The 25,205-nt window shown below is 62.9% G+C and carries 21 protein-coding genes and 2 pseudogenes; 18 read left to right on the forward strand and 5 right to left on the reverse strand.

Features of this window, described 5'->3' with window-relative positions; all coding sequences use genetic code 11:
- Window positions 1–30 precede the first annotated feature (30 nt).
- The 4 genes from KPL81_RS19085 (at window position 31) to KPL81_RS19100 (ending at window position 1,938) form a co-directional block, all read left to right on the forward strand.
- A complete protein-coding gene (locus KPL81_RS19085; RefSeq protein WP_219793480.1) occupies window positions 31–177 on the forward strand; it encodes a glutathione S-transferase family protein in 147 nt (48 codons plus the stop codon).
- A 192-nt stretch (window positions 178–369) separates the two neighbouring features.
- The gene (locus tag KPL81_RS19090; protein WP_219793481.1) at window positions 370–525 is read left to right on the forward strand and encodes a hypothetical protein; all 156 of its coding nucleotides are present in this window, start codon (window positions 370–372) and stop codon (window positions 523–525) included.
- A 210-nt stretch (window positions 526–735) separates the two neighbouring features.
- Entirely contained in the window at window positions 736–1,362 is a 627-nt protein-coding gene (locus KPL81_RS19095) for a glutathione S-transferase family protein (RefSeq protein WP_219793482.1), read from the forward strand.
- Between the two features lie 315 nt (window positions 1,363–1,677).
- Window positions 1,678–1,938, forward strand: a complete 261-nt coding sequence (locus KPL81_RS19100; RefSeq protein WP_219793483.1) for a hypothetical protein — start codon at window positions 1,678–1,680, stop codon at window positions 1,936–1,938.
- 563 nt (window positions 1,939–2,501) lie between these two features.
- Here KPL81_RS19100 and KPL81_RS19105 read toward each other — a convergent pair.
- Window positions 2,502–3,422: a LysR family transcriptional regulator gene (locus KPL81_RS19105; RefSeq protein WP_219793484.1), complete on the reverse strand. Its 921-nt coding sequence runs from the start codon at window positions 3,420–3,422 to the stop codon at window positions 2,502–2,504.
- Window positions 3,423–3,575: 153 nt separating this feature from the next.
- Between KPL81_RS19105 and KPL81_RS19110 the strand changes: the two genes are divergently transcribed.
- The 3 genes from KPL81_RS19110 to KPL81_RS19120 all read left to right on the forward strand — a co-directional run bounded on the left by KPL81_RS19110 (window position 3,576) and on the right by KPL81_RS19120 (window position 7,704).
- Window positions 3,576–4,223, forward strand: a complete 648-nt coding sequence (locus KPL81_RS19110; RefSeq protein WP_219793485.1) for a glutathione S-transferase family protein — start codon at window positions 3,576–3,578, stop codon at window positions 4,221–4,223.
- 16 nt (window positions 4,224–4,239) lie between these two features.
- Window positions 4,240–6,252, forward strand: a complete 2,013-nt coding sequence (locus KPL81_RS19115) for a 2Fe-2S iron-sulfur cluster-binding protein (protein ID WP_219793486.1) — start codon at window positions 4,240–4,242, stop codon at window positions 6,250–6,252.
- 1,032 nt (window positions 6,253–7,284) lie between these two features.
- Window positions 7,285–7,704 carry a YybH family protein gene (locus tag KPL81_RS19120; RefSeq protein ID WP_219793487.1) on the forward strand — a complete coding sequence of 140 codons (420 nt, stop codon included), beginning with the start codon at window positions 7,285–7,287 and terminating at the stop codon, window positions 7,702–7,704.
- Window positions 7,705–7,806: 102 nt separating this feature from the next.
- Here KPL81_RS19120 and KPL81_RS19125 read toward each other — a convergent pair whose 3' ends face one another.
- The gene (locus KPL81_RS19125) at window positions 7,807–8,706 is read right to left on the reverse strand and encodes a LysR family transcriptional regulator (RefSeq protein WP_219793488.1); all 900 of its coding nucleotides are present in this window, start codon (window positions 8,704–8,706) and stop codon (window positions 7,807–7,809) included.
- A 102-nt stretch (window positions 8,707–8,808) separates the two neighbouring features.
- On the opposite strand from KPL81_RS19125, the gene mdlC reads away from it, so the two are divergent.
- The 3 genes from mdlC (at window position 8,809) to KPL81_RS19140 (ending at window position 13,079) form a co-directional block, all read left to right on the forward strand.
- Window positions 8,809–10,389: a benzoylformate decarboxylase gene (mdlC, locus tag KPL81_RS19130; RefSeq protein ID WP_219793489.1), complete on the forward strand. Its 1,581-nt coding sequence runs from the start codon at window positions 8,809–8,811 to the stop codon at window positions 10,387–10,389.
- A 44-nt stretch (window positions 10,390–10,433) separates the two neighbouring features.
- Complete coding sequence (locus tag KPL81_RS19135; protein ID WP_209474403.1) at window positions 10,434–11,462, forward strand: TRAP transporter substrate-binding protein; 1,029 nt, start codon at window positions 10,434–10,436, stop codon at window positions 11,460–11,462.
- A gap of 165 nt (window positions 11,463–11,627) precedes the next feature.
- Window positions 11,628–13,079 carry an aldehyde dehydrogenase gene (locus KPL81_RS19140; protein ID WP_219793490.1) on the forward strand — a complete coding sequence of 484 codons (1,452 nt, stop codon included), beginning with the start codon at window positions 11,628–11,630 and terminating at the stop codon, window positions 13,077–13,079.
- Between the two features lie 79 nt (window positions 13,080–13,158).
- Here KPL81_RS19140 and KPL81_RS19145 read toward each other — a convergent pair whose 3' ends face one another.
- Window positions 13,159–13,617 carry a MarR family winged helix-turn-helix transcriptional regulator gene (locus KPL81_RS19145; RefSeq protein WP_209474400.1) on the reverse strand — a complete coding sequence of 153 codons (459 nt, stop codon included), beginning with the start codon at window positions 13,615–13,617 and terminating at the stop codon, window positions 13,159–13,161.
- A 322-nt stretch (window positions 13,618–13,939) separates the two neighbouring features.
- Between KPL81_RS19145 and KPL81_RS19150 the strand changes: the two are divergent.
- Together KPL81_RS19150 and KPL81_RS19155 are read left to right on the forward strand one after the other, a co-directional pair.
- A pseudogene (locus KPL81_RS19150) lies at window positions 13,940–15,781 on the forward strand (feruloyl-CoA synthase); the annotation flags it as partial.
- A gap of 17 nt (window positions 15,782–15,798) precedes the next feature.
- A complete protein-coding gene (locus KPL81_RS19155) occupies window positions 15,799–16,833 on the forward strand; it encodes a helix-turn-helix domain-containing protein (RefSeq protein ID WP_219793492.1) in 1,035 nt (344 codons plus the stop codon).
- A gap of 42 nt (window positions 16,834–16,875) precedes the next feature.
- Here KPL81_RS19155 and KPL81_RS20800 read toward each other — a convergent pair whose 3' ends face one another.
- Together KPL81_RS20800 and KPL81_RS20805 are read right to left on the reverse strand one after the other, a co-directional pair.
- Entirely contained in the window at window positions 16,876–17,556 is a 681-nt protein-coding gene (locus tag KPL81_RS20800; protein WP_338035645.1) for a serine hydrolase domain-containing protein, read from the reverse strand.
- A 17-nt stretch (window positions 17,557–17,573) separates the two neighbouring features.
- Window positions 17,574–17,918: pseudogene (locus KPL81_RS20805) on the reverse strand (serine hydrolase); the annotation flags it as partial.
- Window positions 17,919–18,113: 195 nt separating this feature from the next.
- Between KPL81_RS20805 and dctP the strand changes: the two are divergent.
- From dctP to KPL81_RS19195, 6 genes are all read left to right on the forward strand, one after another.
- Complete coding sequence (gene dctP, locus KPL81_RS19170; RefSeq protein WP_219793495.1) at window positions 18,114–19,247, forward strand: TRAP transporter substrate-binding protein DctP; 1,134 nt, start codon at window positions 18,114–18,116, stop codon at window positions 19,245–19,247.
- Window positions 19,248–19,305: 58 nt separating this feature from the next.
- Window positions 19,306–19,824 carry a TRAP transporter small permease gene (locus tag KPL81_RS19175; RefSeq protein ID WP_219793496.1) on the forward strand — a complete coding sequence of 173 codons (519 nt, stop codon included), beginning with the start codon at window positions 19,306–19,308 and terminating at the stop codon, window positions 19,822–19,824.
- A gap of 5 nt (window positions 19,825–19,829) precedes the next feature.
- Window positions 19,830–21,128 (forward strand): TRAP transporter large permease, encoded by a 1,299-nt coding sequence (locus tag KPL81_RS19180; protein ID WP_219793497.1) that lies wholly within the window; start codon window positions 19,830–19,832, stop codon window positions 21,126–21,128.
- A 116-nt stretch (window positions 21,129–21,244) separates the two neighbouring features.
- Window positions 21,245–22,804 (forward strand): acyl CoA:acetate/3-ketoacid CoA transferase, encoded by a 1,560-nt coding sequence (locus KPL81_RS19185; protein WP_219793498.1) that lies wholly within the window; start codon window positions 21,245–21,247, stop codon window positions 22,802–22,804.
- A gap of 20 nt (window positions 22,805–22,824) precedes the next feature.
- A complete protein-coding gene (locus KPL81_RS19190; protein WP_219793499.1) occupies window positions 22,825–24,015 on the forward strand; it encodes a thiolase family protein in 1,191 nt (396 codons plus the stop codon).
- A 120-nt stretch (window positions 24,016–24,135) separates the two neighbouring features.
- Window positions 24,136–25,203: a hypothetical protein gene (locus tag KPL81_RS19195; RefSeq protein ID WP_219793500.1), complete on the forward strand. Its 1,068-nt coding sequence runs from the start codon at window positions 24,136–24,138 to the stop codon at window positions 25,201–25,203.
- Window positions 25,204–25,205 lie beyond the last annotated feature (2 nt).

Consider the following 25,205-nt stretch of genomic DNA (forward strand, 5'->3'; position numbering starts at 1 on the left):
CTGGCCAGGCAGGCGTGCAGGGAAATGCTGATGGTGCTTGAACGCCACATGCAGGAGCGCGAGTACGTCGTCGGTGATCGACTCAGCGTCGCCGACTTCAGCCGCGACATGCTGGTGGTCATCACAGAGCAGGCACTTTCCACCTGGCCGTGTAGCGGCTCCCAGACGGCCGACTAGCTTCTTGAACCGCTGTAGCAAATCTGCCCGACGAGGGCCGCAAGACACCGAGAGCCAGCCTATGCGCTGGCTCTCGTTTTTTTGGCTATCGGAATGACGCAGGGCATGCGACTAAAGGTGAATAAATTCGACTAAAGTCTATGATTCGGGTATGCTGTTAGCATCCTCATGAAGTAACCGAGATACCCAGCCATGACCACCCAGACGCTCCCTTTCCGTGCGACCGCTACCCAGTCCAGCGCTCCCTTGGGCAAGCGTATCCGCTCTGCCGCCTATCGCCTGCTCGAGCGGATGACCGAAAGCGCCTACGAACAGTACAAGCCTATCTTGCGTAACTACTACCTCTAAGGGCCGAGGCTGTGCCTGGCCCGGTCGGCCCGGCAACCTGACACGACGAGAAGAGCCAGTGCACTGCGCTGGCTCTTCTCGTTATGGGTGAGGCAATCCCTCCGGCTGCGGCAGCGATGCCTCCACTCTCGTTGTCGATTCCATCTGCGCTCGTTCGACAGGCTCATGAGTTAGTAATAGCGAGTGCCTGCCAATCGAAGGAGCCGGAACATGATGAAACTCTACGGAACGCCGCCGACCCGCGCCTTGCGCGCCGTCTGGTTACTCAACGAGCTGGGCCTGGAGTACGAGCTGATCCCTGTGGATCTCCTGCAAGGAGAGCACCACCAGCCAGACTTCCTCGCACTTAACCCCGCCGCTAAGGTTCCGGTGCTGGTCGACGGTGACCAGGTCATCACCGAATCGTCCGCCATCCAGCTCTACCTGGCCGAGAAATATCCACAGGCGGGTTTCATTCCAGAGGCTGTGGAGGAGAGAGCCCAGCTGTATCGCTGGATATTCTTCCTGGTGACCGAGATCGAGCAGCCGCTGTGGCGCATCGCTCGTCATACCTTCATCTACCCCGACGAGAAGCGCCTGCCACAAGACGTCGACCAGGCCAGGCAGGAGTGCGTGGCGATGGTGACGGTACTCGAGCGGCACATGGAACGGCGCGAATACGTGGTCGGCGACCGGCTCAGCGTCGCCGACTTCAACGCCGCCTACACCCTGGACTGGGCCAATGAAGAGAACATGCTCGGCGATGCACCCAGGCTGAGGGAGTTCCTGAAGACAATGTATGCTCGCCCCACGGCGCCGCCTACCATTGCTGAGGCGTTTGCGGCGATGGAAAGTTAGGTCACAACTGAGAGATCGAGCCCGTGGAGCAAACTTTACCACCGAGAGCCAGCGCTTTGCGCTGGCTCTCGTCTATTTAGCATTGCGTTGGCGTAGGTCTCTGGTGCAGGCCTGCGCGAGCATCTATGCTGATGACGTGTATTCTTTTATAAGAGGCATTGTGGCGGCGCTTTGGGCTGGATACCTAGTCCAATCTTTCATGGCGATCCGGTCATGCGGGTCCCTACAGCTAGCGACCAGTAAATGTAGCTGTCATGGCCATCTGGGTGTGAAAGCACTGTCTGATCGCTGTTAGATTACGAGCGGGGGTTAGATATGAATGATGTACGCCAATGGGTTTTCGTGGCCGATATGAATTATAGTGATTCAGTTACCATTAGTGATGTATGGTTGTGGGTTAAATGGCTGTATTTTTACCCTGGCGATGCTATTATTTATTATATTGTAAATTTCTTTACGGGAATTGCTAATTTCTTTGAAATTTCAAATGGTGATTACGGCGGTGTGTTGTCAGGGGTAATATCATTCTTTGCTTGGGTTATTGTGCTGGAGAGTTTTGGAAGGGTGTTCAAGTAGAATGACGCATCTAGAAGTGGGATTTTCTCTTTTTCCAATAAATACCGCTCATCTTCATTGAGCTTTTTCTCCGAAGTACTAAGATATTCGTGAATTTGTCATCTTACCCTAAAGGTCGGCATCGGGTTGATTTCTGACGTAGATTGTCCATGTATGTTGGTGCTTTTTTGCTACGTTTTCAAAGTCCCAGCGGAGGCGATTATTGCCTTCCATAACCCCGACCCGTAGATGCTTCAAATCGAGCGACGCAATGCCCGGTTGCGCGCCACATTGTTTGCCAAGCTGTTTGGCGGGGCCAGGCGTGGGTTTCGCAAGGCCATATCGTGCCTTCGGCTCCGTCACCGCCAACATCGAGGCTAAAGGGTCCCCCGCGACATTGAGAAGTGTCCGCGCCCCTGGGCGGAGCAGCGGTACCGGCAGATCGTGCGATGGAGCACGGCCGAAAAGGGCATTTTCCGTCGCTGGAGGTGCCGGAGACTTTCGTCAAGGACATGCAGGAAGGCATTACGGGCGTGTTGGCTGCTATTCGGGGCCGCTAATCGGTGATGGCCGTTTGCGGGTGATCAGCGGTCAGTCTCAGCAAACCCGGCCTTCACGCTTTGCTCGAGACGAGGCACCGCGAAATCGATGAAGGCGCGCAGCTTCTGTGGGAGCAGCGGCCGGCGCTCGTAAACCAGGTGGATCGGCCAGGGCGTTGGCTCCCACGCCTGCAATACCGTTTCCAGGCGCCCAGCCTGGATCCTCGGTGCCGCCTGATAAGAGAGAACGCGGGTAAGGCCGAGGTCCGCCTCGGCAGCATCCAGTGCCGCTTCGGCCGTGTTCACGGTCAGGCGTGCCTGCACAGGAATCCGCAGCGACTCCCCTTCCGCTTCGAAGCGCCAGGCCTGGATGGCCAGCAACTGATCGAAGGTAATGCAGGAGGCCCCCACGAGATCGCTTGGCGCAGCGGGCCTGCCATGCTCGTCGAGATAGGCGGGACTCGCACAAACGACTTGGCGTACTTCGCCGACTTTCCGAGCGATGAGACCGCTATCCGGTAGTGGGCCGATACGCACGGCCATATCGATGTGCTCCTCACCGATGCTCATCGGGCGGTCGGTGAGTTGCAACTGAATGTTCACCTCCGGATGGCACTGCAGGAAAGCCGTGACCACCGGCAGGACATACAGACGTCCAAAGACGATCGGCGCCGTCAGGGTCAGCGTACCCCGAGGGGCCGAAAACTCACCGGAAGCGCCACGTTCGGCTTCGGCCACCTCTTCCAGGATCCGCCGGCACGCCGCCACGTAGGCCGTTCCCGCTTCGGTCAACGTCAGCCCCCGAGGAGAGCGCTGAACCAGCTCGGCGTTCAAGTCGGCTTCCAGCTCGGAGATTCTGCGGCTAACTGTAGCGATGGGCATTCTCAGGGCACGGGCGCCGGACGTGATGCTGCCTTCGTCGACCACTCTGACCAGCATGGCCATCGTCTGGAGTCTGTCGGGCATGGGCCACTCAACCAAGGTTACCTTGGTTCCAAATAATGGAAGTTAGTGTTTCAACTTTGCCATCTACTGCGGTTTTTTGGAAAGCAATATCCTCGTGAACAGCTCATCACATTGAGCTCAAAAGCCTCATGTCTCGTTCACAGGAGTCACAGCATGAACCCGAACTTCCCCGCCCAAGCCGCCCCGATCAAGCTGTACCGCCACCCCAAGTCGGGTCATAGCCATCGTGTCGAACTCATGATGGCACTGCTCGACCTGCCCTATGAGACCGTCGATATCGATCTCGTGAACGGCGCGCACAAGGCGCCCGAGTTTCTCGCTATCAGTCCCTTCGGGCAGGTCCCCGTCATCGATGACAACGGCGTGATGCTGTCGGATTCCAACGCCATTCTGGTCTACCTGGTGAAGTCCTATCCCACCGGCCACGACTGGCTGCCTGAAAGCCCTGCGGGCGCCGCGGAAGTGCAGCGCTGGCTGTCGGTGGCTGCCGGCGAGATCGCGCGTGGCCCTTGCGCGGCAAGGCTGGTGACGGTCTTCGGCGCAGCGCTGGATCATGAAGGCGCCCAGGCGGCGGCGCATCGCTTGCTTGCCCAAATGGAACCGATCCTGGAACGCCGGGATTTCTTGGCCGGACCGGCCATCACCATCGCCGATGTGGCCGGCTACAGCTACATCGCCCATGCGCCCGAAGGCGGCGTCAGCCTCGAGGCTTACCCATCGATCCGGGCTTGGCTGGCCAGGATCGAAGCGCAGCAAGGCTTTGTCGGCATGGTCCGTACGCCGCTTCCCGAAACCGCCTGAGCGAGAGGGGCATCGCATGGCGCAGCACGATCACACCTTTCACGCCGGCGAGCGAGCGGTACAGCGGCGTGCCGAAGTCTCCAGCGATTGGCTCGAGAGTGCGGCAGGCTTCGTGCGCCCTGCGATGCCACAGCAGCACCGAGAGTTCTTCGAGAACCTGCCGATGCTGTTTCTCGGGCTGCTCGACCCGGCGGGTCGCCCCTGGTGCGTTTCCGCCTTCGGGCCGCCTGGCTTCGTGGCCTCTCCCTCCGCGGATGCCCTGGTATTGCAACGCGCGCCGGTACTCGTCGACGAACTGGGTCTGATGTTGACGCCTGGGTCGAGCGTTGGCCTTGTCGGTGTCGACCTATCCAACCGGCGACGCAATCGGATGAATGGCCGGGTACGGCATGCATCAGGTGATGCGATCACCCTCGCGGTCGACCAGAGCTTCGGGAACTGCCCGCAGTACATCCAGACCCGCTCCCAGACCGCTGCCATGGCCGAGCCCTCGGCCGCCACCGGGCGGAGCAGCAGCCTGGCCGACCCGACGGTCCGCCGCATCATCGAATCCGCCGACACTTTCTTCATCGCCTCCCGGGCCGCCGGTCCGCTCGAGGGGGGCAGCGCCGGGGTCGACGCGTCGCACCGCGGCGGGCGGCCGGGGTTTCTCGGCATCAACGACGACGGCTCGCTCTCCTTTCCCGACTTTTCCGGCAACCGCATGTTCAACACGCTTGGCAACATCGAGGGCGATGGCCGCGTCGGCCTGTTCCTGCCGGACTTCGAAACCGGCGAGGCGGTCGTGCTGACCGGCCGTGCCAGCATCGACTGGAGCGCGGAGCGCGCGGGTGCTTTCGCGGGGGCCGAGCGCATCGTCGATGTGCAGCCGGAAGAGATCTGGCATGCCACCGCTACCTTGCCGATGACCGCAGCGCTTGCCGAGCCGTGGCCTGCACTCGAGGCCACCGGCAGCTGGGATGAGGTGCGCTTGGCCGCGCTCAAGCGCGATGGTTATCGGCACTTCCGGATCGTATCGAAACGCAGGGAAAGCGACGCCATCACCTCTTTCTATCTGACCCCTGCAGACGGCGGCCCGATCGAGCCGCATGAGGCAGGGCAGTTCCTGCCGATCCGGCTTCACGACGATGACGGCCCGATTCTGCGCAGCTACACGATTTCCCAGGCACCGAATGGACACGACTACCGCCTCTCAATCAAGCGAGAAGCGCATGGCCGGGCTTCCCGCTGGCTGCATGATCGGCTCGAGAGTGGAGACTTGATCGAGGTCGCCTCGCCGGCGGGCGACTTCGTGCTGGATCGAGGTACCCAGCCCATCGTCATGCTCTCCGGCGGCGTCGGCATTACGCCCATGGTGGCGATGCTCGACGGGCTCGTGAGTGCGCAGCACAGCGGGGCGCCTCGGCGCGAGGTGTATTTCATCCATGCCACCCGGAACAGCGCCAGCCGGGCATTTCGCGGCGAGCTCGAGGCGCTCGCCCGCCAGTACGACTGGCTGCATCTCTTCACCGCCTATTCGGCGCCGGGCGCGGAAGACAGCCTGGGCCACACGCACGATATCGAGGCGAGGCTGAGCATGGAGGTGCTCGCGGGGCTGCTCCCTTTCGGCGGCTACCAATTCTATTTATGCGGCCCCGAGAGCTTCATGCGCGCGCTGTATAGCGGCTTGCGCGACATGGGCATCGACCGCTCGCATATCCATTATGAGTTCTTTGGCGCGGGCGAACTCGACGATACCGAAGAGAAAGCGGCGACCGCGGAACTGCCGACGCGCGCAACGGTGACTTTCGCCCATTCGAAGGTCCAGACCGAATGGACCGCTCAGAGCGGCACGCTGCTGGAAACCGCCGAGGCGTCCGGACTGAAGCCTTCCCACAGCTGCCGCTCGGGCAAGTGCGGTACCTGCGCCACACGCCTGATCGCGGGAAACGTTCACTACCCGCGCAAGCCGCTGATCAGCCCGGCCGAAGGCCATGTGCTGACCTGCTGTGCAGTCCCGATGGACGTACATATCGAAATCGGCCTGTGAGATAACGCGCACGGTAGGGGCGCGATACCACGACCATGGTCGGGACATGCCGTGATGGGCCCTCGTGCTTCGTCCAGGGTTCGGAGGGCTCTGTCAGGCGGCGGTATCGTCAGGTCTAGGGGATGTCTCGACAGACCTATGACCTCCTGCTATCCATCCAGTGTGTTCTTGCTACAGTAGCGGTTGCACCCAGGCTTCCCAACCCGGATCCGAGAAGCCTGAGCCGCATCTCCCACGGCTGCCGCTCGGGCCTCGACGCCTGCGGGCGGCATTACGCAAAAATGGAAATCGGATAAGATGATGAAAAAAGGACTTCTTTTTATCATGCTTTGCATACTGGCTGGCTGTACAAGCCGGGGGGCTTATGAGGGCATTCAGGCGAGCAACCGTTATGAATGTTCCAAGCTTCCTCACTCTCAGTATGACGAATGTATGAAGGATGCCAGCAAGACGTACAGTGAGTATAAACAGGAGCGAGAGGAGGCAATGAACGAGTAACGCTTGCCCTCACCTCTCGCTTTCTCCTATCACCGCAATGATGCTCTCGCAGAACCAGCGAGGCTGATGGGACAAACTCATGAGTCGCCTAAACAGGGATGTTAAAGCACTCGAAGCCCGTGCAACCGACGCCGACCTCGATGATCTGGGCGCGACTGGCCGCGGCGCGGCTACCGGAGGCCGAGATGGTCCAGCGCGCCGCGTCCGGCCATCGCCGCCGGGATCAGGGCATGCCTCTCGCCGATCTTGTCGATATCGGAGACTTTCGTCAAAGACCTGCAAGAGGGGCTCGCTCGAAACAATTTTTTCTCATTATGCGACCGGGATTTGCAGGGCCTCTAGCTTCTTCTTACGCTTAATAAAGATCTGATCTGGTATAAGTCTGTGCTCTTGCGGCCCGGTGGATGTCGATGATGTCTGTACCATCCGATAGAGCGCTTAGCCAAGCCAGGCAATGGATGCCAAAATCCATGCTTCGCTCCGGTTTTCCATCAGCGATGGGCGGCATTGGGCAGGCTAAATCAAGGTGGTGTTATGAGTGTTACGGATACAAAGCCGCTTGAGCAGTTCATCTCAGCACTTGAGCGCTCGCTGAATGCTCACGATGCAGTGGAATACAACCGTTATTTTACCCACGATGTTTCGTGGGGAAATCCAAACGGTGGCATCGTAAGGGGCTTGGACGCTCTACATCCCGTTCATAAGGGTTTTCTCGAAGGACCCCTTCGTAACTCTAAGTTCAAATATATTATAGAACGTATGGAGCTTGTTACTCCGGATGCTGCATACGCTTATGTGCGGCTCACGCGAACTTCTCCAGATGGTACTGAAGTGGAATCTGACGAACGCTGCCTATACGTATTTGTTCGCAAGCAAGACAGCTGGTGGTTGTGTGCTGGGCATAATACGCGCGTGCAGCCTGGCCAGAATGTCGAGAGTAATACGCCCCACTAGGTGCTTCAGCCCGACGAACCTTTGTCGTGCGGCTGAGTTTTGGTGCTAGCATTCAAAGAGCGTAAGGCGCATGTCGAATCTTGGAGGCTTAGTGGCCTGGCCTCACCCCTCCCGCTCCCCAATTGCCTCGATGATGCTCTCGCAGAACCAGCGCTGTGAGGGGGAGCGGCTGGCCTGGGCCTGCCAGTGCAGCGCGACCTCGAACTCGGGCACGTGAAAGGGCAGTTCATGAATGACCAGCGGGGAACCTTCGGTGAAGCTGGCGGCGACCTGCAGCGGCATGATGGCGATCAGGTCGCTGTCGTGGAGCACCCGTGGCAGTACCGAGAAGTGCGGAATTTCCAAGCTTACCTTGCGCTGAATGCCCTGCTGACGCATCACCTCCTCGGCCATGCCATGCCCCGAGGAGGAGGTGACGGCGACGTGGCGCGCGGCGATGAAGCTTTCGCGGGTCAGGGGGCCTTCGCCGAAGCGCTCCTGATTGAGCAGGCATACGTAGCGGTCCTGCAACAGCACATGGCGTGAAATGGCCGTACTCGTCAGAGGGCGGCTGCAGATCAGCGCGTTGACCCGGCCGGCGACCAGCCACTCCTCGGCGTGCTCGATCTCCAGCGGTACCACTTCCAGCTCGGCCTGCGGCGCCTGCTCGTGCAGGTGCCGCATGAGCTTCGGTAGCAGCGCCATCTCGCCCAGGTCGGTCAGCGCCAGCCGGAAGCGGCGGGTACAAGTGGCGGGATCGAACTCGCGGCTGCTCTCGATGGTGTCCTGGAGCTGTTGCAGGGCATCACGCAGCGAGGGGTAGAGCTGGCGCGCGGCAATGGTGGGCTCCATGCCCTGGCGGGTGCGCACGAACAGGCGGTCTTCGAAAAGGTCACGCAGCCGGGCCAGCGCATAGCTGACGGAAGGCTGGGTGACGTATAACCGCTCGGCCGTGAGAGTGACGCTACCGGTTTCGTACAGCAGCACGAAGGTACGCATGAGGTTGAGGTCAATGTGGTTCATAAAATAGATGCGCTTTATTTTTCATAGAAAAACTATCAATTTGCTTGATTGTAGCAGCGACGGCTAGCGTGAAGGCAATACGCACAAGACCAAGGAACAAGCATGCCGAGCGTTCACACCGTCACTTATTCGCTCCTGCGCCGCCAGGGCATCACCACCGTTTTCGGCAACCCCGGCTCCAATGAGCTGCCGTTTCTCAAGGGCTTCCCTGAGGATTTCCGCTACGTGCTCGGCCTGCACGAAGGCGTAGTGGCGGGCATGGCCGACGGCTATGCGCTGGCCAGCGGGCGGCCGGCGTTCGTCAACCTGCACGCCGCGGCGGGCACCGGTAACGCCATGGGGGCGCTGACCAACGCCTGGTATTCGCATTCCCCGCTGGTGATCACCGCCGGTCAGCAGGCGCGCTCGATGATCGGCGTGGAGTCGATGCTGGCCAACGTGGAGGCGCCGCAGCTGCCCAAGCCGCTGGTCAAGTGGAGCTACGAGCCGGCCTGCCCCGAGGACGTGCCGCGTGCGCTGAGCCAGGCGATCCATAGCGCCTCGCTGCCGCCGCGCGGCCCGGTATATGTTTCGATTCCCCATGACGACTGGGACCGGGAAGCCGACGACGATGCCGAGCTGGTGGCCGAGCGTGAGATCGACCACGCCGGAGTGCCGTCACCCGCTCAGCTCGAGCGGCTGGCCCAGCGGCTCAACGCCGCCGACAACCCGGTGCTGGTGCTGGGGCCCGAGGTCGATGCGCGCCAGGCCAACGGGCTGGCCGTGGAGCTGGCCGAGCGCCTGCGCTTGCCGGTATGGGTGGCGCCTTCCGCCTCGCGCTGCCCCTTCCCCAATCGCCATCCCTGCTTCCGCGGCGTGCTGCCAGCGGCCATTTCGGGCATCACCGCGCAACTGGAAGGGCACGACCTGATCGTTGTCATCGGCGCTCCGGTGTTCCGCTATCACAAGTACGCGCCGGGGCGTTACCTGCCCGAGGGGGCTCGGCTGGTGCACGTCACTGGCGATGCCAACGAGGCGGCCCGAGCGCCCATGGGCGATGCGCTCGTCGGCGACGTGCATGCCACGCTCGAGGCGCTGCTGCCGCACATCGTGCAGAGCGAGCGGTCCATGCCCGAGCCGCTGCCGAGGCCGGCCCCGGCCGAAGACGGCGAGGGGCGACTGGCCCCGGCCAACGTCTTCGACATGCTCGATGCGCTGGCGCCGGAGGACGCCATCTACGTCAAGGAGTCGACCTCGACGGTGGAGATCTTCTGGGAGCGCGTCGCGATGCGTGAGCCCGGCAGCTACTTCTTTCCCGCTGCGGGTGGGCTCGGCTTCGGCCTACCTGCGGCGCTCGGCGTGCAGCTCGCCCAGCCGCAGCGCCAGGTCATCGGCGTGATCGGTGACGGCTCGGCCAGCTACGCCATCACCGCACTATGGAGCGCCGCGCAGTACCGCATCCCGGTGGTGCTGCTCATCCTCCGGAACGATACCTACGGTGCCCTGCGCGGCTTCGCCCGCCACATGGCCGTGGACGATGCCCCCGGGCTAGACGTGCCGGGCATCGATTTCTGTGCGCTGGCGCGAGGCTACGGGGTCGAGGCGCGCCTGGCCGACTCCCGGCAGGCCCTGGAAACGGCCCTGCGGGAGGGCTTCGCGATGGATCGGCCGCTGCTGATCGAGGTGCCGACCCTGCCCACCTGATCCGACATAACGCCATCACTACAACGACAAGAGAGGTCACCGTCATGAAACACGCCATCTCACGCCTGCTGCTCGCCACTTCCGCACTGGGGCTGTGCGCCTCGGTCGGCGCGGAAACCACTCTGCGCATGGCGCACCTATGGCCGGAGGGTTCGGCGGTCAACCAGGAGATATACCGGGCCTGGGCCGAACGGGTGGAGCAGGAATCCAGCGGCGAGCTCAAGGTCGAGATATATCCCTCGCAGACCTTGAGCAAGGCCAACCAGGCCTATGACGCGACGGTCAATGGCATCGCCGATATCGCCGTCACGCTGCAGGGCTATACCGCCGGGCGTTTCCCGCTCACCGAGATCGTGCAACTGCCGGGGATCGTCAACAGTGCCTCCCAGGGCGCGTGTATCCTGCAGACGCTCTACGATGACGGGGACATCGCCGGGGAGTACGACGATACCCGCGTGCTGTTCCTGTTCACCACCGGACCGGCCTACCTGCATACCCGCGATACCGAGATCCGCACGCCGGCCGATCTCGAGGGGTTGCGCATCCGCCGCCCCAGCGAGGTGGCCGGCGAGATGCTCGCCAGCATGGGCGCCCAGCCGCTGGGCATGCCGGCGCCGGATATCTTCACCTCGCTGCAGCGCGGGGTGATGGATGGCCTGAGCTTTCCCTGGGAGGCGATGAAGGTGTTTCGCATCAACGAGCTGACGAACTACCACCTGCAGGTGCCGTACTACGCCGGCGCCATCGTGGCGACGATGAGCCAGGCGAGTTTTGAGCGGCTCTCACCCGAGATGCAGGCGGTGATCGACGAGAACAGCGGCATGGCCTGGGCCCAGCAGGCGGGGCGGGTCTTCGACGCGCTCGACGAGGCCGGGCGCGAGGAAGCCGTGGCCCAGGGCGACACCATCCACGTCGTCGAAGACCCGCTCAACGACCCTGAGTGGTCAGGACCGCTCGAGGAGGGCACAGAGAGTTACCTCAAGCGGCTCGAGGAGCGGGGCCTCGACAATGCACGCGAGATCTACCAGCGCGCCCTCGAGCTGCGCGACGAGTGCCCCGTGGAGCCCCGCTGAGGCGCAACCGCCATCCTGAGTGGCAGCGCTAGCCTGGTACACGACTAAAGTTCTGGCGGGATCCGGGGAAAGTCCAATTAATCCCACTGATTTTGCCTTATGCAGCGGTTGGCTTCGGCGAAAATGAATGCAGCCGATGCCAAAAATAATGCAATGGAGAGACCCATGACGACCCTCGAACTGCTGATCGGCGGCCAGGTCAAGGCTGCGTCCCTGGGGCGCACCTTCGAACGCGCCAACCCCTTCACGGGCCAGGTTACCACTACGGCGGCAGCAGCCTCGGTGGAGGATGCCAAGGCAGCAGCGGACGCGGCGGGCAGGGCCTTCGCCACCTGGTCGCAGAGCGGGCCCGGCGAGCGCCGCGCCAAGCTGCTCAAGGCGGCGGAGTTGATGGAGGCGCGCCAGGCCGAGTTCATCGAGCGCATGGTCGACGAGACCGGCGCCACGCCGGCCTGGGCGGGCTTCAACGTGATGGTGGCCGCCGGCATGCTGCGCGAGGCGGCTTCACTGACCACACAGATCCAGGGCGACGTGATTCCCTCCAACGTACCCGACAACCTGGCCATGGGCGTGCGTGTGCCCTGCGGCGTGGTGGTCGGCATCGCACCGTGGAACGCGCCGATCATCCTCGGCACCCGGGCCGTGGCCACACCGCTGGCGTGCGGTAACACGGTGGTTCTCAAGGCCTCGGAGCAGTGTCCGGCGACCCACCACCTGATCGGCGAGGTACTGGTCGAAGCCGGGCTCGGCGAGGGGATCGTCAACGTCATCACCAACGCCCCGGCCGATGCGCCCGGGGTGGTGGAGACGCTGATCGCTCATCCCGAAGTGGCCCGGATCAACTTCACTGGCTCCACCGGGGTGGGGCGCATCATCGCCGAGAAGGCGGCCCGCCACCTCAAGCCGGTACTGCTGGAGCTGGGCGGCAAGGCGCCGTTCCTGGTGCTGGACGATGCCGATCTGGACGCCGCCGTAGACGCAGCGATCTTCGGTGCCTTCTTCAACCAGGGGCAGATCTGCATGTCCACCGAGCGGCTGATCGTCGATGCCTCGGTGGCCGACGCCTTCGTCGACAGGTTGGCCACCCGTGCTGCGGCGCTCAAGGCCGGCGACCCGCGGGGCGAGGGCAATGCGCTGGGTACCCTGATTGGCGTCGAAGCGGGCGAGAAGCTCAATGCGCTGCTCGACGATGCCGAGAGCCACGGGGCGCGGCTGGCCGCGGGCGGCCGGGCCGATGGCGTGATCATGCCGGCTACGGTGGTGGATGGCGTGACGTCGCAGATGCGGCTCTACGGCGAGGAGTCATTCGGTCCGGTGGTGGCGGTGATCCGCGTCGAGGGCGAGGAGGAGGCGATTCGCACCGCCAACGACAGCGAGTACGGTCTCTCGGCTGCGGTGTTCAGTCGCGACACGGCGCGAGCGATGAAGGTGGCCGGGCGCATCCGTTCGGGCATCTGCCATATCAATGCGCCGACGGTGCACGACGAGCCGCAGATGCCCTTCGGTGGCACCAAGGCCAGCGGCTATGGGCGCTTCGGTGGCAAGGTGGGCATCGAAGCGTTTACCGAACTGCGCTGGATCACGGTGCAGTTGGGGCCGCGACACTATCCCATATAGCCGCGCCCACTGAGTTTATCCACAGCATGTGGGGCGGGCGAGGTTGTTGACGGATCCGGGGCGGCGTCCCGGGCCCGGTTCAGCTACCCTTCCGGCGCTCGATGATACGGTCGAGAAGGTCGAGCAGCCATTCGCGCTCGCCTTCTTTCATGAAGCTGTCGAAGTTGTCTTCGCCTGCGGCGACCTTGCGGTTGAGCCGCTCGGTGAACTCCTTGCCCTTATCGGTCAGATAGAGCGCATAGGAGCGACGGTCGTTCTTCGACTTGCGCCGCTCCACCACCTCCATGCTCTCCAGCTTGTCGATGGCCGCCACCATGGCGGAGCGGTCCACGTCCAGAGCGGTCGAAACCGCCGACTGGGTCAGCCCCGGGTTGTGATAGATGATAGCGAGGATGCTGAACAGACCGGGCGTGATGCCCTCCTGGGCGCAAGCCTCGAAGAACACGTCGAAGTAGACGAGCTGTGCCCGGCGCAGCTTGTAGCCGAGACGGGATTGCAGCATGGAGTAGTCGATACCGTTCTGGTCGTCGTTGCTCATAGATTGGTCGGCTCTGGCATTGGGTGAGCTACGAGGGTGGCAAGCAGCGAATAGCGATCGGATAGCGACTGAATGGCCTGTGGAGGCATCAACTTTAGTCGCAGTCGGGCATGGCGCCCGCTGTCGAATTGTGTCCGTATCCTTTTGATATTCGTTGGTTTTGTCGCCTTCCTCCGGATGTCTCGGGGCATAATGTTATATTGGTTAAATGTTTGACTATGCAACAGTTTAAAAAAATACTGGACCCATGTTACCAAGGCTCCCCCGCCGAGGGTAGCGAGATGCCCCTTTCGACTAAGACAACGATCACAATCAGCAGGAGCGTCCCATGTCCCCTTCCTTTCGCAATGTCCGTCTGGGCACCGCCACGGCCAGGCTGACCCTGCGTGGCGACGGCACTCAACTGCTCAGCATCGAGGAGCCCCTCGGCGACTATCCCGATACGCTGCTCGAATGCCTGGAGCGCTGGGCCGAAGAGGCGCCGGACCGTACCTTCGTGGCGCGGCGCGACAGTGCAGGCGAGTGGCAGCGCCTGAGCTATGCCGAGACCCTGGCGCGGGTGCGCCGGCTGGCGCAGGGGCTGCTGAACCACGGTCTGAGCGTCGAGCGGCCCCTGGCCATCCTCAGCGGCAACTCCATCGAACACCTGTTGCTGTCCTTGGCGGCGATGTACGTGGGCATTCCCTTCGCTCCCATCTCGCCGGCCTATTCCCTGGTCAGCCGCGACTACGGCAAGCTGCGCCATATCGTCGAGCTGCTGACGCCGGGCCTACTGATGGTCGACAAGGCCAAGGACTTCGCCCCCGCTCTGGCGGCGGTGCAGCCGGCCGACTGCGACTGTGTGGCGGTGGAGGCCGAAGGCTTCCCCATGGGCACCTTCAACGAATTGCTGGATACCCCCGTGACTGCGGCGGTGGATGAAGCCCGAGGGGCCGTTACCCCCGATACCATCGTCAAGTTCCTGTTCACCTCCGGCTCCACCGGCATGCCCAAGGGCGTCATCAATACCCACCGCATGCTCTGCTCCAACCAGGAGATGCTGGCCTCGCTGATGCCGTTCCTGCGCGACGAGCCTCCGGTGCTGGTGGACTGGCTGCCCTGGAACCACACCTTCGGCGGCAACCACAACATCGGCATCGTGCTCTACAACGGTGGCAGCCTGTACATCGACGACGGCCGTCCGGTGCCGGGCGAGTTCGAGAAGACCATTGCCAACCTGCGCGAGATCGCCCCGACGGTCTACTTCAACGTGCCCAAGGGCTTCGAGATCCTGGTGGACTACCTCAAGCGCGAGGATTCCCTGCGCGAGACCTTCTTCTCCCGGCTCAACCTTATGTTCTTTGCCGCGGCGGGGCTTTCCCAGCACATCTGGGACGAACTCGACCGCCTGGCCGTCCAGACCCTGGGCTGCAAGGTCGGCATGCTGACCGGCCTGGGCGCCACCGAGACCGCCCCCTCGGCGATGTTCGCCTCGCTGGAGGAGTCCCGCTCCGGCGTGGTGGGCCTGCCGGCGCGCGGGGTGACGATCAAGCTGGTGCCCAACGGCGGCAAGCTGGAGTGCCGGGTAAAAGGGCCCAGCGTGATGCCGGGCTACTGGCGCCAGCCCGAGGTCACCGCCAGGAGCTTCGACGAGGAGGGCTTCTACTGCCTGGGCGATGCGGTCAAGTTCATCGACCCGGACGACCCCCAGCGCGGCATGCGCTTCGACGGGCGCATCTCCGAAGACTTCAAGCTCGATACCGGCACCTGGGTCAGTGTCGGCCCGCTGCGGGCACGCATCATCGAAGCCGGCGCCCCCTATGTGAAGGATGTGGTGATCGCCGGGCTCGACCGGCCCTATGTCTCGGTCATGGTGTTCCCGGACCTGGAGAAGTGCCGCGAGCTGGCGGGGCTGGGCAGCGAGGCCGATGCCGCCGCGGTGCTGGCAAGTGCAGCCGTGCGCGAGCGCTTCCTGCAGATGCTGCGCGACCTGGACGCCCACAGTACGGGCAGTTCCACCCGGGTGCGGCGTCTGGTGCTGCTCGACGAGCCGCCGCGCCTGGATGCCCACGAGATCACCGACAAGGGTTCGATCAACCAGCGCGCCGTGCTGGACAACCGGGCCGCCATCGTCGAGGCGCTTTATCGCGAGCCACCGCCGCAGGGCGTGTTACGGTTCGATTGAATCTGCAGAGTAGCGACATGAGCGATACCCATATGGACAATAACAACAGCAGTGCATGTGGTTCCGCGGTCGATGTGAGGGTGCTGCAGCGCTTCAGCCACGAAGTGCTTGGCCTGGCCGAGATACCCAGATGCCCGGCATCGAGAAGCTGGCTGCACGAAGCCGTTCAAGGCTTCGCTAATGTCGTGAGTTTCGATACGGCGTGGTGGGGGCAGGTGTATGTGTCTGCGCAGGACGCGCCAGCAAAGAACCTGATGCATGGCAGCCTGGGTCTGAGCCCTTCGTTCGCCGAGGAGTGGAACGACATCTCCACCCTCGACCGATTCGCGAACGCTTCGATCTCTCGATTGGGCCTGGCCGTCAGGGAGTGTCAGGGCGACTGCCCGGAGGAGGCGAACACGGCGGTGGGAGCGTTCTGCGAACGGCATGACATCTACCATAGCATGGCCGTGACGCTGGATTTCCCTCCCAGCGGGATGCTGTTCTTCGTATCGATCAACCGAGGCAAGTCTCGATTCGGCTTTGACGATGTCGATGCTCTGCTGATGGAGGAGTTCGTCCGGCACCTGGCTCGCTGTTGGAAAGCCTATTTGATGGCGGTTCGTTCCGATGGCATGTCGAACGAGTGGGACGGCTATGCGCTCTCGAGCAGGAAGGGGGAACTGCTCTACATCGGCAGGGAAGTGGGAGCGGCGCTCGACGAGGAGTATTCCGACTGGCAGGGCTCTCGCCTGCCAGGCAATCTATCCGACATGCTGGAGCGTGCGCCTTGTACCTTGTCCCCGGGGAGCCGGAGGGGGATCGTGATGCAGCCGTGCGGGGAGCTGGTCTCCCTGACGATGTGCTCCCGCCGACGCTCCCCCTCGCTCTCTCCGCGGGAGCTCAGTGCCGCGAGGCTCTACTCCCAGGGCAGCTCCTACAAGGAGGTGGCCCGTACGCTGGGCGTCACTCCCGCCACGGCCAGGACCTACCTCCGCAATGCCTACGTTCGACTGGGGGTCAGCAACAAGGTGGAGCTGATCTCGGCGCTTCGTTATCCCGGCGGCGAGTGAACGAGGGGGCCACCCGGCAGGGTGGCCGTGTTGCGTTCGGGTTCAAGGCGTCAGCTGTGAAATCTTCTCGAAGAAGGCCAGGGTGTCGTCTTCCCAGCCCTGGGCATCGGGCGTGTGGCTCAGCTTGACGATCACCGTCTGGCTCTGCGGGTCGATGTAGACGAACTGGTTGTAGATGCCGATGGCCGAGTAGGCTTCCCGGTCAGGGAAGGTCCACCACTGGTACTGGTAGCCGATGGAAGCGTCTTCCGAGATGCGCTCGTAGCCGGGGTCGGAAACGGTGGAGGCTTCCACCCAGTCCTCGGACAGCACCTGGATGCCGTTGGCCTCACCCTGGTTGAGCATCATGAGACCGAAGCGTCCGAGGTCGCGCAGCGTGGCGTTGAAGCCGGCGCCGTAGAACTCGTTCCCGACGGACTCGGGGCCATCCATGATCCAGTAGGCGTCGAACTCCATGCCAGCGGGCTGCCAGAACTTCTCCGTCATGTAGTTGGCCACCGTCGTATTGACGGCACTTGCCAGCACGCAGCCGAGTACGCTGGTATCGAGGGTGGAGTAGTTGAACCTTTCGCCGGGCTCGTACTGGCGCTCGGAGGAGGAGGCCGCATAGTCACACCAGCGGTAGCGGTAAGCGACCAGGGCGTTGTCATGTACCTCGGTAAGCTGGGTGCTGCCCCGAATTCGTAGACTTCTTCCCAGGCTACCCCGGAGCGCATGCGCAATACCTCGAGAATGCTGACATCCTCATAGCCGCTGCCGGCCATGGCCGGCACATAGTCGACCACCTTGTCGTCGAGGCTGGCGATGCTGCCATCCTCGACGGCAAAGCCGATCAGGGTAGCGAGGATCGACTTGGAAACCGAGAAGACGGCGTGCGGGGTCGCCTCGTCGAGGCCGTTGCGATAGCGCTCGTAGGCGATCTTTCCATCCTTGAGAACGAGCAGGGCATTGGTTCTCGTCCCTTCCAGAAACGCCTCGAGGGAAACCTCCTCACCTTCCAGCGTGAAGGTCCCGTCGAATTCCATCGGGGCCTCATCCAGATGCCATGGGGTGGGCGAGGCCTCTACCACTCGCGTGGCAAACATCTTGTCCAGCGACTGGAACGCCTTCCAGCCGAGCCACTACTCAACCGGCATACCTCGCACCAGTCGGCTAGTGACGTCTCCTATACCAAAGTCGGGTATCGGGAGGGGTTGCTGGCTGGACTATAATTGGCCAGCAGATAGATGACATGCACTATTGTTTTGCACACAAACAAATATAAGCCGCTGAGGTATCCCATGACACGTCGTACGCTGCTCAAGTCCCTTGCCGTCGCCGCTACTGCCGGTAGCCTGGTACTGACCGTCCAGGCTCAGGCCTGCGATCTGCGCATGGCTCCCGGGGTGCCGCCAGCGCATCCCGCCTACGATCCGATGTTCACCGAATTCGCCGAGCGCCTGGCCGAGAAAACCGATGGCGACTTGGCGGGCAACCTGCTGGGTACCGAGGTAGCCAACATCGGCAATATGCGTAATGCCATCAAGAGTGGCCTGGTGGAGGTGGGGCTCTTCCTGCCGGCCTACTTTCCGGCCGACCTGCCCGAGATCAACCTGGTCGGCGACCTGGCTTTCCTGGGCACCAACCCCCATGCCATGGGAGCGGCGGTGACCGAATACATCGTCACCTGTGCCGAATGTCAGCAGGAGCTCAAGCAATTGGGCCTCGTTTATACCAGCTCTCATGCCTCGGATCTCTACCGCATACTGAGTACCGAGCCGGTACGCTCTCTCGACGACCTGCAGGGGCTGCGCATGCGGGTGGGTGGCCCCCAGTATTCCCGCTGGGCCGAGTCGGTGGGCGTGTCGCCGGCCTCGATACCGGTAGGGGAGACGTACGAATCGCTCTCCCAGGGGGTGATCGAAGGCACTATCGCTTCCGTTGCCGATATCATCTCCTTTCGCCTGGATGACGTGCTGAATTACGTCACCGATGTCGAGCTGGGCACTTTCCATAGCACCATCTCCCATGCGGTCGGCCAGCAGGCGTGGGACTCTCTCTCTGCCGATCAGCGTGAGGCACTGGTCCATGCCTCGGTCGAGGCGTCTGCCGCCATCACCCAACGCTGGGGCTACGAGATGGCTGACGAGGCCCGCGAGGTGGCAGGCGAAAACGGTATCGAGATTCTGGAACCCGAGCCCGAGCTGGTGGAGGCCGTCGAGGCTTTCCTCGAGGAAGACCTGATCTATGCCGCGGAGCAGGCGGAGAGCCGCCATGGCGTAGAAGATGCCGCCGCCAAGATCGAGCGTTTCCAGTCGCTGGTGGAGAAGTGGACCGGCATCATCGAGGAGGTCGGCGCGGATCCCGAGGCGGTTGCCGAGGCCATGAATCGCGAGATCTGGAACGGGGTGGATTTCTCCACGTACGGAACCTGATGCCGCACCCAAGGCCGGGACCACCGGCCTTGGGCCCCCTTGATGCCGGAGCCACGCCATGGACGCTCTCTATCGTGTCACCAACCGGGCCGCCGTCGGCCTGGCACTGCTGGGTACGCTCGGTATCCTGCTGATGGTGATCCACATCACCCTGGATGTGCTGCTGCGTACCACGTTGTCCGTGTCGATCCCCGCTACCGTCGAGCTGGTGACCCGTTACTACCTGATCACCTTGGCGCTGCTGCCGCTGGGTTGGGTGGAGTGGCGCAGGGAGATGATTGCCGTGGAGGCGCTGGAAGGGCTGATGAAGCCTTGGCTGCTGCGCCTTTCCGATGTGCTGGTATCGCTGCTCTCGGCTGCGGTCTATGCGGTCCTGGCCGTGGCGACCTGGGGCAAGGCGATGGAGCAATACGCCATCGGCTCCTACGTGATGTCGCTGAACTTCCCCATGCCGGTCTGGCCGACCTACTTCGCCTTGCCCGTTGCCTTCGCCCTGGCGGCGGTGGTCTGCATGGTGCGCTTGCCGTTCCTGGCCAGAGGTGCGGTTCACCCCTCCAGCACGCCCGATGAAAGGTGATCTCCATGTCCGTTGATGTCGGCTTCTACGGCCTCGCCATCCTCATGCTGCTGCTGGCACTGCGGGTGCCGGTGGCGCTCGCCCTGGTGGTCGTTTCGCTGGGCGGCATGACGGTGATGTTCGGCTGGAACACCGCCATCGGCATGCTCTCTTCGACGCCGTACGAATTCATCGCCAAGTGGACGCTCAGTGCGGTGCCGATGTTTCTGCTGATGGGCTTCGTCTGTTATCACACCGGTCTCACCAACGGGTTGTTCAGTGCCGCCAAGGTGGTGTTTCGCTGGCTGCCCGGAGGCGTGGCGATCTCGAGTATCGTCGCCAGCTCCGGTTTCGCCGCGGTGAGCGGTTCCAGCGTGGCCTGCTCGGCTGCCATGGGACGCATCGCCATTCCCGAGATGGTGAGTGGCGGCTACAAGCCGAGCTTCGCCTGCGGCACTATTGCCGCCGGCGGCACCATCGGTGCACTGATCCCACCCAGCATTCTGATGATCGTCTATGGCGTGTTCGCTCAGGTCTCCATCACCCAAGTGTTTCTGGGTGGCATTACTGTCGGCCTGCTGACGGCGCTGAGCTACAGCCTGGTGATCCTGCTGGTCAGCTGGAGGCGTCCCGACATCGTGCCGCGGGAGGCCGTCGGAGCCCGCGATATCACCGCTCGACAGGCGCTGCTCGATATCTGGCCGGTGCTGGTGCTGGGCGTGCTGGTGTTCGGCGGCCTCTTCTCGGGGTTCTTTACCGCCACCGAGGCGGGTGCCGTGGGGGCCGCCGGGGCGATCCTCATCGGCCTGCTGCTGCGGCGCCTGAACGGCCGGGCAATGAAGGCCGCGCTGCTCGAGACGCTTTCCACCACCTCGTCGCTGCTGGTCATCGGCGTCGGTGCCAGCATGTTCACGCTGTTCCTGAGTCTGAGCGGGCTGGCCGGCTACATCACCGGGGCGGTGACCGGCTGGGAGCTTTCCTACCTCGAACTGATGCTGGTGGTGGTACTGATCTATCTCTTCCTCGGGCTGTTCATGGAGCCCTTCGGCGCCATGCTGGTGACCCTGCCCGTACTGCTGCCGGTCTTCGAGCTGTATGACGTGAGCCTGATCTGGTTCGGGGTGTTACTGGTGAAGCTGCTGGAGATCGGCATGATCACCCCACCGGTGGGCATGAACATCTTCGTGATCAAGGGCGTGGCGGGGCAGTACGCCTCGCTGATGGACATCTTCCGCGGCGTGTCGACCTTCCTGGTGGCCGATATCGTCGTGGTGGCGCTGGTGGTCTTCTATCCCCAGATCGTACTGGTGCTGACCGGCGGCTGATCCACGCCAAGGTTGGCTGCACTGACAATCGTCGTCCTGCTTCGATCAATATAATTTGTTTATTAAACAATATATTTAAACCTCAATCGTAAGCTTCGCCCAAGGAGGCCGAGAGAGTGAACAAGGTCATCGACAGCACCACCGCCGCGGGCTTGATACAGGATGACGCCACCGTCATCTGGTCCACTGCCGGCCTGTGCGGCTTCGCCGAAGCCGTAGCCACCGCGCTGGAGCGGCGGTTCCTTGAGACGGGTGCGCCCCGAAATCTCACCGTGGCGCACAGCTGCGGATGTGGCGATGGCAAACAACGCGGCATGAACCACCTGGGACATGCCGGCCTGGTCAAGCGGCTGATCAGCGGGCACACCGGCCAGGCCCCCCGCATGGGCGAGCTGATCCGCGAGAACCGCCTCGAGGGCTACCTGCTGCCGCAAGGCGTGCTGGCCCACCTGTGGCGTCACATCGCCGGCAAGAAGCCCGGCGTGCTCAGCAAGGTGGGGTTTGGCACCTTCGTCGACCCACGCCTCGAAGGCGGCAAGGCCAACACGGCCGCAGTCGAGGAACTGGTCAAGCTGTTCGAACTCGAGGGTGAGGAGTGGCTGCTCTATCGCACCTTTCCGGTGGACGTGGCGGTGATCCGCGCAACCACCGCCGACGAGCGCGGCAACCTGAGCCTGGAGCGCGAAGCGCTGTTCCTCGAGCAGCTCTCCATGGCCCAGGCAGCCCGCAACAACGGCGGCATTGTCATCGCCCAGGTGGAGTACCTGGCCCAGCAGGGCAGCCTGCATCCCCAGCGGGTCAAGGTGCCGGGCGATCTGGTCGACTACGTGGTGGTGGCCGAGCCCGAGCACCACATGCAGACCATCACCACCGGTTACAACCCTGCGCTTTCCGGCGATCTCAAGGTGCCGCTGGGCGGTATCAAGCCGATGGCGCTGGACCCGCGCAAGGTGATCGCCCGGCGCGCCGCCATGGAGCTGGTGCCGGGCGGGGTGGTCAACCTCGGTATCGGCATGCCCGAAGGGGTTTCCAGCGTGGCGGCGGAGGAGGGCGTCAGCGACCTGATGACCCTGACCACCGAACTCGGCACCTACGGCGGCGTGCCCGCCAGTGGCGGCGACTTCGCCACCTCCTACAACGCCGAGGCGATCATCGACCACGGTTACCAGTTCGACTTCTACGACGGCGGCGGGCTGGACGTCTGCTTCCTCGGCCTGGCCCAGACCGACCACGAGGGCAACCTCAACGTCAGCAAGTTCGGCGACAAGGTGGTGGGGCCAGGCGGCTTCATCAACATCAGCCAGAACGCCCGCAAGGTGGTGTTCTGTGGAACTTTCACCAACGGCGGCGAGCTGGCGGTGGAGGACGGCCGGCTGCGGATCCGCCAGGAGGGCCACCGCCGTAAATTCGTCCAGCGCGTCGACCAGATCACCTTCAGCGGCCGCTATGCCCAGCAGACCGGCAAGCCGGTGCTGTTCGTCACCGAGCGCTGCGTCTTCGAGCTGATCGACGGCGAAATCACCCTCACCGAAATTGCCCCGGGCCTCGACGTCGAGCGCGACATCCTCGCGGCCATGGACTTCGTGCCGCGCATCGCCAGCGAGCTGCGCGAAATGCCGGCCGAACTCTTCCAGCCCCAGTGGGGCGGCCTGCGCGCGCATCTGACCCGCGACTGAACAGTATTTGGAGATCGGACATGTTCAAGAACGCCTACATCCCTTACGGCGGCTACTACACCACGCCTTTCTGCAAGTGGATGGGCAGCCTGGCCAACGTCAACGCCATCGAGCTGGGCGCGGCCACCAGCAAGCGCTGGTTCGCCAGCCGCGAAATCGACCCCGCCATCATCGACTACCTCTACCTGGGCGTGTCGGTGGGCCAGAAGTCGATCTTCTACGGCGCGCCCTGGGCCGCGGCCATGATGGGCGCCGGCCAGGCGCCGGGCCAGAACATCACCCAGGCCTGCGCCACCGCCACCACGGCGGTGTTCAATGCCGCCCTGGCGGTGGACTCCGGCAGCTTCGATACCACCTATTGCCTGCTGGCCGACCGGCCCTCCAACGGTCCGCACACCATCTGGCCGAATCCCAACGGGCCAGGCGGCGAGGTGATCGCCGAGAACTGGAACATGGACAACATCGCCGCCGACCCGGCCACCAGCAAGGACATGCTGACCACCGCCGAGAACGTGGCGCGGGAGCACGGCTTCAGCCGCGAGCAGGCGGATGAGCTGACCCTGCGGCGCTATGAGCAGTATGCCGAGGCGCTGGCCGACGAGCGCGCCTTTCAGAAGCGCTACATGTTTCCGGTGGAGGTGGCTGTCTCGCGCAAGGAGACCAAGCTCGTCGAGGCCGACGAGGGCGTGACCGCGACCAGTGCCGAGGGCCTCGCCAGGCTGCGGGCGGTGCAGCCGGACGGCATTCATACCTATGGGGCCCAGACCCACCCGGCCGATGCCAATGCCGGCATTGTCGTCACCACTCGTGAGCGCGCCGTTGAGCTCAGCCGCGACCCACAGATGGCCGTGCAGGTGGTGGCCTACGGCCATGCCCGCACCAAGCCGGCCCACATGCCGATGGCACCGGCCGATTCGGTCAAGCGCGCGCTCGCCCGCGCCGATCTCCGGCTCGACCAAATCAAGACGATCAAGAATCACACGCCGTTCATCGCCAACGACCTGCACCTGGCCAAGGCGCTGGGGCTCGATGCCCACACCTTCAACAACTACGGCACCTCGCTGGTCTACGGCCATCCCCAGGCGCCGACGCTGGCTCGCCTGCTGATCGAAGCCATCGAGGAGACCGCGCTCAAAGGCGGCGGCTACGCCCTGGTCACCGGCTGCGCGGCAGGCGACTCCGCGGCCGCGCTGATCGTCAAGGTGGGCTGATTTTCTCCGGTTCTACGACCGGGAAAGCCCGCCAAGGGAGACGGCGGGTGTGAATGCAAGAGAGCAAGGGAGATGGGTTTCACGTTGTAGACGTCAACTAGAACAACACGGAGATGAATAATGAAATTGAATAAAAAAAGACTGGCCATGGCGGTCGCGCTTTGCGCTTTTTCGGCACAGGCGAATGCCCTGGATCTGGGTGAGGTCGGTGGCGCGAATCTGAGTATCGGTGGCTACGTCAAGGCGGAGGGAATCTTTACCGACCCCGATGGGGGCGACAGAAACTTCGATGCCAGTGCACGTCAGTCGCGCATCAATTTCAAGGTCGACAAGGACATTCAAGGCCATAGCGTGACGGGCTTCATAGAGGGTGATTTCTGGGATAATGCCACGGATGCATCGGATACCAGTTACGCCATGCGTTTGCGCCACGCCTTCATCCAGGTCGACGACTTTACCCTCGGGCAGACCTGGTCGGGGCAGTTCTTTGCCAATGCACCATTTGACGTCGAGGTTCTCGATTTCTATGGCACGGGGGTCGGAAGCGTTTCCGGTAGCGGCGCGGTCGTACGACCCGACGTGGTGCTGCACTACACACCGGGTGGTTTCCGCTTCAGTCTCCAGGATCCGGTCTACCAGGATGCCGATTTCCCGGACATGGTCGCCTCCTACACTTACCGCACCGAGTCGGGACACGCTTTCAATGCCGCGGTTACCGGGCGGGAGGTCGAGACCGGCATCGACGATTCGGAATTCGGCGCCGCGTTTTCCATCGCTGCCAAGTTCAACTTCGGTGATACCGCTCTTGCGCTGGGCGGCTACACGGGGAAAGGCAACAACGTCTACTCCGGCTGGGGGTATAACGGGGCAACGAACCCCAGCACAATCGCTGCACGCGGGGAGGTCGATGCGTCTGGCGATCTGGTGAGTACGACAGGGTTGAGTGCAGGTCTGAGCCATCGCTTCAGTGACCGACTCCGGGGCAATATTCGCTATGCCCAGGTGGAAGCGGACGAGGTGGCGCCGACCGTTGCCGACGACACCCTCCAGATGGTTAACGTCAATCTGATCTATACCGACTTGCCCAACCTGGACTTCGGCATCGAGTGGCGCGACCGCAATGCGACGACCATGCCGCTGCGTCCGGCTGGGCAACAGGTGGAGTTGATGGCGATGTACAAGTTCTGAGG

Source organism: Billgrantia antri, from assembly GCF_019430905.1.
GTDB classification, from domain to species: domain Bacteria; phylum Pseudomonadota; class Gammaproteobacteria; order Pseudomonadales; family Halomonadaceae; genus Halomonas; species Halomonas antri.